The 13,889-nt window shown below is 74.7% G+C and carries 13 protein-coding genes and 1 tRNA gene; 6 read left to right on the forward strand and 8 right to left on the reverse strand.

Annotated elements, in window-relative coordinates:
* Positions 1–29: 29 nt before the first annotated feature.
* From FB380_RS01735 to FB380_RS01745, 3 genes are all read left to right on the forward strand, one after another.
* Positions 30–1,499 carry a sigma 54-interacting transcriptional regulator gene (locus tag FB380_RS01735; protein ID WP_166753578.1) on the forward strand — a complete coding sequence of 490 codons (1,470 nt, stop codon included), beginning with the start codon at positions 30–32 and terminating at the stop codon, positions 1,497–1,499.
* A gap of 1 nt (position 1,500) precedes the next feature.
* Positions 1,501–3,495, forward strand: coding sequence for a VWA domain-containing protein (locus tag FB380_RS01740; RefSeq protein ID WP_166753579.1), 1,995 nt, complete (start codon positions 1,501–1,503; stop codon positions 3,493–3,495).
* A 153-nt stretch (positions 3,496–3,648) separates the two neighbouring features.
* On the forward strand, positions 3,649–4,113 hold the full coding sequence (locus tag FB380_RS01745; RefSeq protein ID WP_166753580.1) for a GNAT family N-acetyltransferase: 465 nt from the start codon (positions 3,649–3,651) through the stop codon (positions 4,111–4,113).
* Here FB380_RS01745 and FB380_RS01750 read toward each other — a convergent pair.
* A complete protein-coding gene (locus FB380_RS01750) occupies positions 4,106–5,467 on the reverse strand; it encodes a DUF2252 domain-containing protein (RefSeq protein ID WP_229682047.1) in 1,362 nt (453 codons plus the stop codon). The genes FB380_RS01745 and FB380_RS01750 overlap by 8 nt on opposite strands.
* A gap of 88 nt (positions 5,468–5,555) precedes the next feature.
* Here FB380_RS01750 and FB380_RS01755 point away from each other — a divergent pair, with 88 nt between their 5' ends.
* Together FB380_RS01755 and FB380_RS01760 are read left to right on the forward strand one after the other, a co-directional pair.
* Positions 5,556–6,575, forward strand: a complete 1,020-nt coding sequence (locus FB380_RS01755; protein ID WP_166753581.1) for an SGNH/GDSL hydrolase family protein — start codon at positions 5,556–5,558, stop codon at positions 6,573–6,575.
* A gap of 104 nt (positions 6,576–6,679) precedes the next feature.
* Positions 6,680–7,900: an acetyl-CoA C-acetyltransferase gene (locus FB380_RS01760; protein WP_166753582.1), complete on the forward strand. Its 1,221-nt coding sequence runs from the start codon at positions 6,680–6,682 to the stop codon at positions 7,898–7,900.
* A 100-nt stretch (positions 7,901–8,000) separates the two neighbouring features.
* On the opposite strand, the gene FB380_RS01765 is transcribed toward FB380_RS01760, so the two are convergent.
* From FB380_RS01765 to FB380_RS01780, 4 genes are all read right to left on the reverse strand, one after another.
* The gene (locus FB380_RS01765; protein ID WP_166753583.1) at positions 8,001–8,816 is read right to left on the reverse strand and encodes a Bax inhibitor-1/YccA family protein; all 816 of its coding nucleotides are present in this window, start codon (positions 8,814–8,816) and stop codon (positions 8,001–8,003) included.
* Between the two features lie 120 nt (positions 8,817–8,936).
* Positions 8,937–9,010 (reverse strand) — tRNA-Leu (locus tag FB380_RS01770).
* Positions 9,011–9,047: 37 nt separating this feature from the next.
* A complete protein-coding gene (locus FB380_RS01775; RefSeq protein WP_166753584.1) occupies positions 9,048–10,463 on the reverse strand; it encodes an NAD(P)/FAD-dependent oxidoreductase in 1,416 nt (471 codons plus the stop codon).
* 49 nt (positions 10,464–10,512) lie between these two features.
* Positions 10,513–11,277, reverse strand: a complete 765-nt coding sequence (locus FB380_RS01780; RefSeq protein ID WP_166753585.1) for a uracil-DNA glycosylase — start codon at positions 11,275–11,277, stop codon at positions 10,513–10,515.
* A gap of 62 nt (positions 11,278–11,339) precedes the next feature.
* Between FB380_RS01780 and FB380_RS01785 the strand changes: the two genes are divergently transcribed.
* Positions 11,340–11,645 (forward strand): DUF4235 domain-containing protein, encoded by a 306-nt coding sequence (locus tag FB380_RS01785; protein ID WP_164700481.1) that lies wholly within the window; start codon positions 11,340–11,342, stop codon positions 11,643–11,645.
* Between the two features lie 92 nt (positions 11,646–11,737).
* On the opposite strand, the gene FB380_RS01790 is transcribed toward FB380_RS01785, so the two are convergent.
* The 3 genes from FB380_RS01790 to FB380_RS25770 all read right to left on the reverse strand — a co-directional run bounded on the left by FB380_RS01790 (position 11,738) and on the right by FB380_RS25770 (position 13,888).
* Positions 11,738–12,688: a Ppx/GppA phosphatase family protein gene (locus tag FB380_RS01790; RefSeq protein WP_166753586.1), complete on the reverse strand. Its 951-nt coding sequence runs from the start codon at positions 12,686–12,688 to the stop codon at positions 11,738–11,740.
* Complete coding sequence (locus FB380_RS01795; protein ID WP_229682048.1) at positions 12,685–13,233, reverse strand: DUF501 domain-containing protein; 549 nt, start codon at positions 13,231–13,233, stop codon at positions 12,685–12,687. Before FB380_RS01795 ends, FB380_RS01790 begins: the two co-directional genes overlap by 4 nt.
* Positions 13,234–13,342: 109 nt before the next feature.
* Positions 13,343–13,888 carry an FtsB family cell division protein gene (locus FB380_RS25770; protein ID WP_229682049.1) on the reverse strand — a complete coding sequence of 182 codons (546 nt, stop codon included), beginning with the start codon at positions 13,886–13,888 and terminating at the stop codon, positions 13,343–13,345.
* Between the last annotated feature and the right edge of the window lies 1 nt (position 13,889).

Consider the following 13,889-nt stretch of genomic DNA (forward strand, 5'->3'; position numbering starts at 1 on the left):
CGTCACAGGTCCGTCGTACCGTGGTCGAGGTGACGGACGCCGCACTGACGGGGACCTCCCAGTCCCCCACCCCTCCCGCTCCCACGACCTTGGGCGAGCTCCGCGCCAGCGGTGTCGCCCCCCGGCCGGTCAAGGCCGAGATCCGCCAGAACCTGCTCGCCCGGCTCGCCGCCGGCGAGCCCACCCTGCCCGGCATCGTCGGGTTCGAGGACACCGTCGTCCCGGAGGTCGAGCGGGCGCTCATCGCCGGGCACGACCTCGTCCTGCTCGGTGAACGCGGCCAGGGCAAGACCCGGCTGATCCGCACGCTGGTCGGCCTGCTCGACGAGTGGACCCCGGTGCTGGTCGGCAGCGAGCTCAACGAGCACCCGCTGCAGCCGATCAGCGTCTGGGGCCACCGGCAGGTCGCCGAGCACGGCGACGCCGCCCCGGTCGGCTGGCTGCACCGCAGCGAGCGGTTCGGCGAGAAGCTCGCCACCCCGGACACCAGCGTCGGCGACCTGATCGGCGACGTCGACCCGATCAAGGTCGCCGAGGGCCGCACCCTGGGCGACCCGGAGACGGTGCACTACGGGCTGGTGCCGCGCACCAACCGCGGCATCTTCAGCGTCAACGAGCTGCCCGACCTGGCCGAGCGGATCCAGGTGGCGCTGCTCAACGTGCTGGAGGAGCGGGACATCCAGATCCGCGGCTACCGGGTGCGGCTGCCGCTGGACCTGCTGCTGGTGGCCAGCGCCAACCCCGAGGACTACACCAACCGCGGCCGGATCATCACCCCGCTCAAGGACCGGTTCGGGGCCGAGGTGCGCACCCACTACCCGATCGAGCTCGCCGACGAGGTGCGGCTGCTCGAGCAGGAGGCGCAGACGACCTGGCTGGGCGGCAGCGGTGCGTTCGCCACCCCGCTGGTGCCGCAGCACCTGGTCGAGATCGTCGCCCGGTTCACCCGGCTGGTCCGCGAGTCCAGCCACGTCGACCAGCGCTCCGGCGTCAGCGCCCGGTTCGCCATCGCCGGGCTGGAGACCGTGGCCGCCTCGGCGGTGCGCCGGGCCGCCGTCGCCGGGGAGAGCCGGCCGGTGGCGCGGGTGGTCGACCTGCCCAGCATCGTCCCGGCCAGCCGCGGCAAGGTGGAGTTCGCCGACTCCGGCAGCGACGCCGACGACGACCGCGACCTCGAGGTGCTCGAGCACCTGCTGCGGCAGGCCACCGCACAGACCTTCCGGGCCCGCTGCGGCGGCCTGGACCTCACCGGCCTGCAGGAGCACTTCACCGGCGGGGACACCGTGGAGTCCGGTGACCTGGTGCCGGCCGCCGCGCTGCTCGGGCAGCTGGGCACCATCCCGCACCTGGCCCAGCTGCTCGGCCGGCTCGGGGTGCCCGAGGGCGAGCAGTCCGCCGAGCAGGCCGCCGCCGCCGTCGAGTTCGCGCTCGAGGGGCTGTGGCTGACCCGCCGGCTGGCCAAGGACACCGACGGCGCACGCACGGTCTACGGGGCCTGACATGCCCCAGCGACGGCACGGCGGGTACCGGTACGGCAAGTGGCACGGCGGGCCCGACCCGCTGGCCCCGCCCTACGACGTGGCGGCCGCGGTCGACGAGATCGGCGACCAGGTGCTGGCCGGCAGCGGCGTCCGGGAGGCGATGCGCGACCTGCTGCGCCGCGGCGTCGACGGCCGGCGCGGCCTGGACCAGCTGCGGCGCACCGTCCGGGACCGGCTGCGGCAGGCCCGCGAGGCCGGCCGGATGGACGGCACGCTGGAGCAGGTGCGGGAGCTGCTGGACCGGGCGGTCGAGGCCGAGCGGACGGCGCTGTTCCCCGACCCCGACGACGCCGCCCGGCTGGCCGAGGCAGAGCTCGACGCGCTGCCGGAGGACACCGCCGGGGCCGTCCGTGCGCTGAAGGACCGCGCCTGGCGGTCCCCGGAGGCCGCCCAGGCCTACCGGGAGATCGAGGAGCTCCTGCGCCAGGAGGTGCTGGACAGCTCGTTCCAGGGGATGAAGCAGGCCCTGCAGCAGATGCAGGACGGCGACGGCGAGGCGATGCAGGCGGTCAAGGACATGGTCGCCGACCTGTCCGCGCTGGTCGACGCGCACAACCGCGGTGAGGACACCGACCAGCAGTTCGCCGACTTCATGGACCGGCACGGGCAGTTCTTCCCCGACGACCCGCAGACGGTGGAGGAGCTGATCGACTCCCTCGCCCGCCGGGCGGCCGCGCAGGAACGGATGATGGCCGGGCTGTCGGCCGAGCAGCGGGCCGAGCTGCAGGACCTGATGGGCCAGGCGATGGGCGACCTCGGTCTGCAGAGCGAGATGGCGCACCTGTCCGACGCGCTACGGCAGGCCCGCCCGGACCTGCCGTGGGGCCAGCGCGGCCCGGTGCCCGACGGGGACCAGCCACTCGGGATGGGCGACGCCACCACCGCCGTCGCCGAGCTGGCCGACCTGGAGGCGCTGTCCCAGCAGCTGTCCCAGGGCTACGCCGGCGCCTCGCTGGCCGACGTCGACGAGGAGCTGCTGGAGCAGGCGCTGGGCCGCTCGGCCGTCGACGACCTCGCCGCGCTCCGCCGGCTCGAGCGCGAGCTGGAGCGCCAGGGCTGGCTCGACCGCTCCGAGGGCGCGCTGCAGCTGTCGCCCAAGGCGGTCCGCCGGCTGGGTGCCACGGCCCTGCGCCGGGTGTTCGCGAAGCTCTCGGCCACCGGTCGCGGCGAGCACGACGTCGCCGACGCCGGGGCCGCCGGGGAGCTGACCGGGGCCTCCCGGGAGTGGCGGTTCGGCGACGAGCAGCCGCTGGACGTCGTCCGCACCGTGCGCAACGCCGTGCTCCGCAGCGCCGGCAGCCCGCGCGAGGAGGGCGTGCGCCGGGTCCAGATCGCCGTCGAGGACTTCGAGGTCGTGGAGACCGAGCGCCGCACCGGCGCCGCGGTCGCGCTGCTGGTCGACCTCTCCTACTCGATGGCGTTGCGCGGCACCTGGGGCGCGGCCAAGTCGACGGCGATGGCGCTGCACTCGCTGGTGACCACCCAGTTCCCGCAGGACGCCATCGAGATCATCGGCTTCTCCTCCACCGCGCAGGTGCTGCGCCCGGAGACCCTCGCCGAGCTCTCGGTGGACACCCTGCAGGGCACGAACCTGCAGCACGGCCTGATGCTCGCCCGCCGCTTCCTCGCCCGGCACCGGGACGCCGAGCCGGTGGTGCTGGTGGTCACCGACGGCGAGCCGACCGCCCACCTGGAGGACGACGGGACGCCGTACTTCTGCTGGCCGCCGATGCCCGAGACGATCGCCCGCACGGTGGCCGAGGTGGAGCGGGTGGCCCGTGCGGGCGCGACGCTCAACGTCTTCGCCCTGGACCCGGAGCCCGGCCTGGTGGAGTTCGTGCACGACATCACCGCGCGGGCCGGCGGCCGGGTGTTCCAGCCCGACAGCGACCGTCTCGGCGAGTACGTCGTCGCAGACTATCTGCGCGCCCGGAGGGGGCGGCGATCTCGGTAAGGCCTGCTCCAGGGGCCCGGCCCGAGCTTGCGAGGGTCGGGGAGGAGCAGGTCCTCCTGCTGCGCACGCGCCGGGGTCGTCGCGGTCGGTGACAGGCCGTGAGCAGGCCGTTCGCCGACGGCGCGCCGGCGCGGGATCGGGGAGACTGTTGTCGTGACCACCGAGGCGGAGTCCGGGACGATCACCATCGAGCAGGTCGACGCGGCGACGACCTACCCGCTGCGCGCCCAGGAGCTCCGCCAGGGCCGACCGCTCGAGATCGACGAGGACGACGCCCCGTACACGCTGCACCTGGCCGCCCGGGTGGACGGCGACGAGGTGGTCGGCGTGGTCCGCTTCCACCCGCGGGACTGCCCCTGGCGCGAGGGTGAGGGCTCCTGGCAGCTGCGGGGCATGGCCACCGACCCGCGGGTGCGGGGACTCGGGGTCGGCCGGGCCCTGGTGGCCGCGGGCCTGGCTCGGGTGGCCGCCTGCGGCGGGCAGCTGGTCTGGTGCGATGCCCGGGCGTCGGCCGTCGGCTTCTACGAGCGCCTGGGCTTCACCACCGTCACCGCCGACTACGACCTGCGGCCGGTCGGCACGCACCGCGGCATGCTGGTCGAGTTGCCGATCAGGTGACCGGGAGGGCCCCGCTGGAGCTCACCCCGGGGATCCGACCGGACCGGAAGGCGTTGACGAAGAGCCGGTGGTCGGCGCGGGTGCGCTCGGCGTAGGAGTGCGCGAAGGCGATCAGGTCGGCGATGAACTCCTCGCGCCGGTCGCCGATCATCTCGGTGATCGCCTCCTCGGTCTGGAAGTCGACCAGTTCGTGGTCGCTGTCGGCGTCCCCGACGCAGTGCATCTTGGCCGTGGCCCGCCCCAGCTGGGCGACCACCGGGAGGATCTCCTCCGGCTCGGTCAGGTCCTCCCAGTCCAGGTCCAGCTCGTAGGGCGAGAGCTCGGCGACCACGAAGCCGATGCCGTCGATCTCGGTGTGCCCGAGGAAGGCCGAGGCGTAGGACTGCAGCGCCCGCTGGCTCATCGCCGTCCGGTGCCCCTCGTGCTCGAAGTGCTCGCGGATCTCCGGATCGGTCACCACCCGGCTCGGCGCGGGCACGTTGCCCTGCTTCATGGACAGGACGACGTCGTTCTCCAGCGCCTGGTCGTACCCCTCGATCAGCACGTTGTAGGCCGGCAGCCCGGCGCTGCCGATGCCGAAGCCACCGGTGGCGACGACGTCCTTCACGTCGTAGGTGACCTCCCGGCGGCGCTTGCCCGGCGGCAGCGTCTCCCGGTACCGCTCGACGGCGGCCAGCACCCGGTCCCGCTCGTCGTCGTCCAGCCGGCGGGTGCGCGGGCGGTCGGTGAAGCGGCGCTGGTGCCCCTCGATCACCGTCATCCGCTCCAGCAGCGCGATCCGGGTGTGCTCGGTGGTCTCCAGCACGAGCTCGTGCACCGCGCCCTCGGTGTTCTCCCGGCGGAGGGCGAAGGAGCGGTCGTCGTCGGCGGCGACGAAGGCGTGCACCTGGTCCAGGTAGGACTCCAGGTAGCGGCGCAGCACGGCGTCGATCACGTCGTCGCCCAGCGCCTTGCGCCAGGCCAGCAGGGCGAAGCTGGCGGTGAAGCGGCGGAGGTCCCAGCTGACGTGGCCGAGGTAGGCCTCGTCGAAGTCGTTGACGTCGAAGACGATCCGGCCCTGCCCGTCCATGTACGTGCCGAAGTTCTCCGCGTGCAGGTCACCCTGGATCCACACCCGCGCCGTGCGCTCGTCACACCACGTGTCCTCCAGCGTCGCCATGTCGGCGTAGAACAGGCATGCCGATCCGCGGTAGAAGGCGAACGGGTCCGCGGCCATCTTGCGGAACTTGGTGCGGAAGGCATCGGCATCGGCGGACATCAGGTCGGAGAAGGCGTCCACGAGGACGTCGACGATCTGCTGCTGCCGTTCGTCGGGGTGCTCGCCAGCCAGGGTGATGTCCGCGCGGTCGTCCACGGCCCCACCGTAGGGGGTGGCTAGCCTGGTGATCAGCGCTCTGGACCGCAGCACGCGGCCGAGGAGCCGGGGAGAGAGGACGGGCCGGGTGACGCGAGCGAGCAGGGCGCGGCGGCTGGCGACCGGCGCCGCCTACGGCGGGGGTGGCGTGGGGCTGGCCGGCGCCGCGCTGGTGACGCTCCTGCGCGAGGAGGCCCGGGCAGCCCGGCGACGGGTCAAGGCGAACCCCTCCCAGGCCGATCCCCCCACCGGCAACGGCGTGTACGGCCGCGGCCGGGGCACGCCCCTGGTCTTCACGGTGCTCGGCGACTCCAGCGCCGTCGGGCTGGGCGTGGACGACGCCGGGGAGACCCCCGGGGTGCTGATCGCCGCCGCGCTGGTCGAGCTGGCCGAGCGGCCGGTCCGGCTGGCCAAGTTCGCCCGGTCGGGCGCGGTGTCCAAGGACCTCGCCGCCCAGGTGGACCAGGCGCTGCTCGAGCGACCCGACGTCGCCCTGATCATGATCGGCGCCAACGACGTCACCAGCCGCGCCCGACCCGCGGACTCGGTGCGGGCGCTGGCCGAGGCCGTCCGCCGGCTGATCGCCGCCGACTGCCAGGTCGTCGTGGGCACCTGCCCCGACCTCGGCACCATCCGGCCGATCGCCCAGCCGCTGCGGGTGCTGGCCCGGCGCTGGAGCCGCCAGCTGGCGGCCGCGCAGACGATCGCCGTGGTCGCCGAGGGCGGCCGCACCGTCTCCCTCGGCTCGGTGCTCGGCCCGTCCTTCGCCACCGACCGGGGGCTGTTCAGCGGCGACGAGTTCCACCCGTCCGCCGCCGGGTACGCCGCCGCGGCCGCCTCCCTGCTGCCCTCGATCGCCGACTCGATCGGCGTGTGGCCCGCGGCAGCCGACCGCGGACTGCGGCTGCGCCGGGACACCGTCCGGCCGGTCGCCCAGGCCGCGGCCCGGGCCGCCGGCCGCACCGGCACCGAGGTGCAGCCGACCGCCGTCCGCGGGAACGAGACCGGCCCGCGCGGCCCGTGGGCCCGGCTCCGCCGGCGGCGGCCCCCGGACATCCCGACGCCCGAGCAGGCCGACGAGTCCGCGCTGGAGGCCGCTCGGGAGTGAGCTCCCCGCCGCTCACCGACGGCGGAGCTACTCGGGGGTAGGTTCGCAGGCATCTGACGTCCGTCGCCGCCCTGCGAGGTGGCGCGCCTCATCGTGGAGGACCCATGCCCGAAGCCGTCATCGTCGCGGTCGCCCGCTCCCCCATCGGCCGCGCGTTCAAGGGGTCGCTGAAGGACTTCCGCCCGGACGACCTGGCCGCGACGATCACCCGGGCAGCGCTGGACCAGGTGCCCCAGCTGGACCCGACCGACATCGACGACCTGATGCTGGGCTGTGGCCTGCCCGGCGGTGAGCAGGGCTTCAACATGGGCCGGGTCGTCGCCGTCCTGCTGGGGATGGACCACCTGCCCGGGACGACGATCACCCGCTACTGCTCCTCGTCGCTGCAGACCACCCGGATGGCGCTGCACGCGATCAAGGCCGGCGAGGGCGACGTGTTCATCTCCGCCGGCGTGGAGATGGTGTCCCGCTTCACCAAGGGCAACTCCGACGCCATCCCGGACACGCACAACCCGCGCTTCGCCGACGCCGAGGCCCGGGTGGCCAAGACCGCCGAGAGCGGTGCGGAGAGCTGGCGGGACCCGCGCGAGGACGGCGACCTCCCCAACGCCTACATCGCCATGGGCCAGACCGCGGAGAACCTCGCGCTGCTCAAGGACGTCTCCCGCGCCGAGATGGACGAGTTCGCGGTGCGCAGCCAGAACCTGGCCGAGCAGGCGATCGCCAGCGGCTTCTGGGAGCGGGAGATCACCCCGGTCACCACCCCCGACGGCACCGTGGTCAGTGCCGACGACGGCCCCCGCGCCGGCACCACGCTGGAGGGCATCTCGGCCCTGAAGCCGGTCTTCCGCCCCGACGGCCGGGTGACCGCGGGCAACGCCTGCCCGCTCAACGACGGCGCCGCCGCGCTGGTCGTCATGAGCGACACGAAGGCCGCCGAGCTGGGGATCACCCCGCTGGCCCGGATCGTCTCCACCGGCGTCACGGGGCTCTCGCCGGAGATCATGGGCTACGGCCCGGTCGCGGCCTCGCAGCAGGCGCTGGCCCGGGCGGGGATGTCCATCTCGGACATGGACCTCGTGGAGATCAACGAGGCGTTCGCGGCGCAGGTCATCCCCAGCTACCGCGACCTGGGCATCGACATCGACAAGCTGAACGTGCACGGCGGCGCGATCGCGGTCGGGCACCCGTTCGGCATGACCGGCGCCCGGATCACCGGCACCCTGCTCAACGGGCTGCGCGCCCGGGACGGGCAGTTCGGCCTGGAGACGATGTGCGTCGGCGGCGGCCAGGGCATGGCGATGGTGCTGGAGCGCCTCTCCTGAGTGCCTGACGCCCCACACACGACCGTGGCCCGGTCCCCTCGCGGGGACCGGGCCACGGTCGTGTGTGCTGGGCCCCGTCCCGGAGGACGGGGCCCGTCGATCACTCGCGGAAGTAGCTGAGCAGCCGCAGGATCTCGATGTACAGCCAGATGACCGTGACCAGCAGGCCGAAGGCGATGTACCAGGCGAACTTCGGCTCGACGCCGCGACGGATCGCCTCGTCGGCCATGTCGAAGTCCAGCAGCAGCGTGAACGCCGCGACACCGATCACCAGGATGCTGAACCCGATGGCCAGCGGGCCACCGTCGCGCAGGCCCAGGCCGCCGTCGACGAAGAAGCTGGCGACCAGGTTGACGATGACGAGCGCCAGGACGCCGAAGAGCGCACCGACGATCCACCGGGTGAGCTTCGGGGTGACCCGGATGGCGCCGGTCTTGTAGACCACCAGCATCCCGGCGAAGACACCGAAGGTGCCGATCAGCGCCTGCGACACGATGCCGCTGTACTGGTCGTTGAACATCTCGCTGATCGCGCCGAGCGCGACGCCGTACAGCGCACCGTAGGCCAGCGTCGCGACCGGGTTGGCGACCTGCTTGAACGCGATCACCAGGCCGAGCACGAAGGCGACCAGGACGGCCGGGAGCGCCAGCCCCAGGGCGAGGGTGTCCGGCAGCACGGCCCAGGTGACGGCCGCGGAGACCACCGTCACGAGGAAGCTGAGGCCGGTCTTGGTGACGACGTCGTCCATCGTCATGTAGGCGCGGTCGGTCGCGGCGTACGGCGACGGAGCGGCGTACGGGTCGTGCTGGGTGGGTGCCCCGCCGTACGTCTGCTGCGGGGCAGCGGAGCCCCAGCCGGCGGACGGGCCGTTGCCGGCTGCCGGGAGGCCCCGGAAGGCCGGGTTGCTGCTGGGCATCGTCATCTCCTCGAGGTGACTGGTCGGGCCGTGGGGCTCAGCTTGATCCGCCCCACGCTGTCTGGTCCAACGCCAGGTCAGCGCCGGTAGTTCCCACTCCACGGGGACCACCCGGACGGGTGCCCCCGGTCGGGTTCGAACCGACACCGGGACCCTTTTAAGGGGCCTGCCTCTGCCGATTGGGCTACGGGGGCGATCGGGACGTGCGGGCTCGCAGGCCCGCCCGGGACCCTAGCTGGCGCGCGGGCCCGACCGGTGCTCGCCGGCACCGTCGTCGTCCCGGTCGGCATGGGCCGGCGGCGGGATCGACGGGGCCTGGCCGCCGGTGGCCGCGGCGACGAACTCCCGCCGCGGGTTCTGCAGCTGACCGAGCGCGATGACCTCACGCCGGAACACCGAGGCCAGCGCCCAGTCGGCGACCACCCGCACCTTGCGGTTGAGCGTGGGCACCCGGCTGACGTGGTAGGCGCGGTGCATCCACCAGGCGGGCCGGCCCTTGAGCTTGACCCCGTAGACCTGGGCCACGCCCTTGTGCAGCCCGAGGCTCGCCACCGACCCGGCGTAGGCGTGCCGGTAGTCCGTGGGCTGCTCGCCGTCCAGCACGGCCACGATGTTGTCGGCCAGCCTCTTGGCCTGCCGCACCGCGTGCTGCGCGTTCGGGGCGGTGGTCGCGCCGGGCTCGTCCTTGGTCAGGTCCGGGACGGCGGCCAGGTCACCGGCCGCCCAGGCGCCCTCCAGCACCGCGCCGTCCGGGCCCTCGACCTGCAGCGTGGCCCGGCAGCGCACCCGGCCGCGCTCGTCCAGCGGCAGGTCGGTCCGACCGAGCATCGGGTGCGGCTTGGTGCCCGCCGTCCAGACCAGGGTGTCGCTGGGGAACTCGTCGCCGTCGCCGGTGCGCACCACGCCGTCGTCGGAGACGGAGTCCAGCGTGGTGTTGAGCTTGACCTCCATCCCCCGCGCCTGCAGCTGCTGCACCGTCCAGGCACCCATGTCCGCGTCGACCTCGGGCAGGATCCGGCCGGTCGCCTCGACCAGGACCCAGCGCATGTCCGCCGGGGAGAGCCGGGGGTAGTAGCGCTGCAGGGCGTAGCGGGCCATGTCCTCCAGCTCGGCGAACGCCTCGATCCCGGCGTACCCACCGCCGACGAAGGTGAAGGTCAGCGCCCGCCGGCGCACCTGCGGGTCGTCGGTGGAGCTCGCGGCGTCCAGCCGGGCCAGCACGTGGTTGCGCAGGTAGATGGCCTCGCCGACGTTCTTGAAGCCGATGCCGTGCTCGGCCAGGCCGGGGATGGGCAGGGTGCGGGCCACCGAGCCGGCGGCCATCACCAGCACGTCGTAGCGCAGCTCGAACGAGTCGCCCTCGGCCGGCGTCACCGTCGCGGTCCGGTCGGCGTGGCTGAGCCCGGCCACCGCACCGGTGATGACCCGGCACTGGTCCAGCGTGCGCCGCAGCGGGACGACGACGTGCCGGGGCTCGACCGAGCCGGCCGCCGCCTCGGGCAGGAAGGGCTGGTACGTCATGTGCGGTTGCGGGTCGACCACGATGATCTCCGCGCGCCCGCGGCGGAGCTTCCTCTGCAGCCGCAGGGCGGTGTAGAGGCCGACGTAGCCGCCGCCCACGATCAGGATCACCGGTCGCTGGGCCATGACCTCACCGTAGGCCCGCGGGCTCCCGGGCGGGTCCCCGTCGCCGACGTCAGTCCGCGGCGGCCAGCTGCTTCGCCCGGTCGAGCACCGCGTCCAGCATCGGCTCGGTGAGCCTGCCGGTGAAGGTGTTCTGCTGGCTCACGTGGTAGCTGCCGAGCAGGGTCAGCGGGCCGTTCGGGCCGGCCAGCGACACCTCCACGCCGTGCCCGAACGCCGGCCGCGGCCGGGGCAGCGGCACCCCGGCGCCGGCCAGCACCGGCCACAGCGCCGTCCAGCCGAACCCGCCGAGCACCACGACCACCCGCAGCCGGGGCAGCAGCGCCAGCTCCCGGGCCAGCCACGGCGAGCAGGTGTCCCGCTCCTCCGGCGTCGGCGCGTTGGCCGGCGGTGCGCACCGCACCGCGGCGCACACCCGGACGTCGGTGAGCTCCAGCCCGTCGTCCTTGGCCACCGACGTCGGCTGGTTGGCCAGCCCGGCCCGCCACAGGGCGGCGAAGATCCAGTCACCGCTGCGGTCGCCGGTGAACACCCGGCCGGTCCGGTTGCCGCCGTGCGCGGCAGGGGCCAGGCCGACGACGCCGATCCGGGCGTCGGCGGGCCCGAGCCCGGGCACCGGCCGCCCCCAGTACTCCTCCGCCCGGAAGGAGGCCCGCTTCACCCGGGCAACCTCCTCGCGCCAGCCCACCAGCCGCGGGCAGGCCCGGCAGCCGGAGACCCGTTCGTCCAGCACCGCCAGCTCCCGGCTGCCGGCCGCGGCCCGCACGACCCCGGCCGGCGAGCGGGTGACGGGGAAGCCGTCGGCGTCACGTGCCACCCCGACAGCACAGCACGCCGCTGCGAGGAGCGCGGGAGCCGCCCCCACGGCATGATCGGGGGGTGGCGAAGAAGCAGAAGGTGAAGACCCCGTTGCTGTACAAGCTGCTCGGCCCGGCGATGGCCATCCCGGCCGGGATCGTGGTCAAGAAGCTCGCCGACACGACGTGGGAGAAGGTGCGCGGCTACCCGCCGCCGAAGAACCCGGCCGCCCCCGGCGTCAGCTGGCCCGACGCGCTGGCCTGGGCCGCGGTCTCCGGTGCGCTGTACGCGGCCGGCCGGCTGGTCGCCGCCGCCGGTGCCGCCACCGTCTACGAGAAGATCACCGGCAGCCTGCCGCCGGGGGTCAACGCCGACAGCGCGGCCTGAAGAAGCGGAAGGACCCCTCTGCCCCCCACGCCTCGCAAGCTCGGCGCGGGACCCTGCAGAGGGGCCTCACGGCCCTGACGCCGCGGACGGCGTCAGGGCCGCGCGAGGCGGAGGGCGATGCCGTCGAGGATGTCGTGCTCGCTGACGACGACCTCGTCGAGGTCGAGGGCGTCCATGATCACCCGCAGCACCAGGGCTCCGGCGCCGATCACGTCGACCCGGCCCGGGTGCATCACCGGCGAGGCCACCCGGCGCGCCCGGGTCGCGGTCAGCAGGCCGGCCGCCACCGACCGGACGGCGCCCACCGGGATCCGGGAGCCGTGGATGGCGACCGGGTCGTAGGCGGGCAGCCCCAGCGCCAGCGCGGCCACCGTCGTCACCGAGCCGGCCAGCCCGACCAGGGTCGCCGCCTCCCCGACCGGCACCTCGGCGGCGACCAGCTCCAGGGCCGCGCGCACGTCGGCCTCGGCGGCCTGCACCTCGTCCGGCGGTGGCGGGTCGCTGCGCAGGTGCCGCTCGGTGAGCCGCACACAGCCCACGTCCACCGACCGCGCCGCCCGCACCCCGCCGGCGTCGCCGAGCACGAACTCCGTCGACCCGCCGCCGATGTCCACGACCAGGTACGGCGGCCGCGGCGCCGCGGCCCCGTGCACCCGGGCGGCGGCGGCCAGCGAGGCGGTGGCCCCCAGGAAGGAGAGCTCGGCCTCCTCGACACCGGAGACCACGTCGGGCAGCTGACCGAGGGTGGCGGTCACCATCGCCTCGAAGTCCTCGCGGTTGGCGGCGTCCCGGCTGGCGCTGGTGGCCACCATCCGCACCCGCTCGGCGCCCAGCTCGCGGGCCTGGGCGGCGTACTCGGCGAGCACCCGGCGGGTGCGCTCGATCGCCTCGGGCGCCAGCCGGCCGGTCGCGTCCACCCCCTGGCCCAGCCGGACGACCTCCATCCGGCGGAGCAGGTCGGTGTGCGGCCCCTCCGCGGGCACGTCAGCGACCAGCAGCCGGATCGAGTTGGTGCCGCAGTCGATCGCGGCGACCCGGGTCACGCCTGCTCCCGCACGTCGGCCGGGTCCTGGGCCGAGGGCTGGGCGCACGGCCCGGCCGCCCACCACTTTCCCATCTCCGCGACCGCACGGTCACCGATCGGGTTGACCCCGGGCCCGGCGGCCAGGGCGTGGCCGGCCAGGGCGTGCAGGCACTTGACCCGGTCGGGCATGCCGCCGGCGCTGGCCCGGGTGGGCAGCACGTCCCGGGAGTCCCGGGTGGCCAGGAAGGACTCGTGCGCCGCCCGGTAGCCCGCCGCGAGCTCCGGGTCGGTGGCCAGCTCCGCCTGCCAGTCCCGCATCCGACCGGCCGACTCCAGCCGGCTCGCGGCCGCCGTCGCCCGTGGGCAGGTCAGGTAGTAGAGCGTGGGGAAAGGGGTGCCGTCCTCCAGCCGGGGCGCGGTCTCCACGACGTCGGGCTGACCGCAGGGGCAGCGGTGCGCGACGCCGACCAGCGCGCGCGGCGGGCGGCCCAGCTGACGGGCGATGACGGCGCGCTCGGCATCGGTGACCGGCGGCGAGACCGGCGCGGGGTCGGGACTGTGCACCCCAGAAGTCTGCGGCAGCGCCTCCGCTGTCCTGTCACGGCCCCCTCCCGGGCTCCGCCCTGAGCCTGCGAAGGGTGGGGAGGAGGGGGTCCTTCTGCTGCGGAGCTCGTCAGTCGGTTGCCGGGGGGTCGCCGTCCGCCTCGGCGAGGGAGCTCAGCAGCCCCTCGTACCAGGGCACCGGCGCGTTCCGTGCGGTGCTGCCGGCCGGGTCCTGGGCGGTGTCCCCGGGGTCGCCGGCGTCCCCGACGACGACCAGCCGGTCGCCGGGCAGCACCATGGTGAGCCGCTCCCGGGCCTGCTGGGCGATGTAGGCCGGGTCGGCCTGCCGGTCGAGCTGGGCCTGCAGGTCGGCGGCGCGCTGGTCCAGCGCCTGCTGCTCGGCGGCCAGCTCGGCCAGCGCCTGCCGCCCGGCGACGTACTGGCGCAGCGGCCCGGCCAGGGTCAGCGCCAGCAGCAGCACCAGCGCACCCAGCAGCACGGCCCGGCCGGTGAACCTCGGGCCGCGCCGGGGTGCGGTGCTGCGCGCCGGCCGCCGGGTGGTGCGGCGGCCCGGCCGGTTGTCGGCCGCGCCGCGGGCACCGGCCCGCACCGGACGCGACGAGGTCCGGCGGCGGCTGCCACCGGGCCGGGCGCGGCGGGTGCGGGCGGTGCTCACG

This window comes from Modestobacter marinus (genome assembly GCF_011758655.1).
GTDB lineage: Bacteria > Actinomycetota > Actinomycetes > Mycobacteriales > Geodermatophilaceae > Modestobacter > Modestobacter marinus.

Bases quoted from the DNA above. Each gene is read 5' to 3' on its own strand.
- FB380_RS01740 (WP_166753579.1), top strand. From the start codon at position 1,501: ATGCCCCAGCGACGGCACGGCGGGTACCGGTACGGCAAGTGGCACGGC.
- FB380_RS01775 (WP_166753584.1), bottom strand. From the start codon at position 10,463: ATGGCCCAGCGACCGGTGATCCTGATCGTGGGCGGCGGCTACGTCGGC.
- FB380_RS01760 (WP_166753582.1), top strand. From the start codon at position 6,680: ATGCCCGAAGCCGTCATCGTCGCGGTCGCCCGCTCCCCCATCGGCCGC.
- FB380_RS01765 (WP_166753583.1), bottom strand. From the start codon at position 8,816: ATGCCCAGCAGCAACCCGGCCTTCCGGGGCCTCCCGGCAGCCGGCAAC.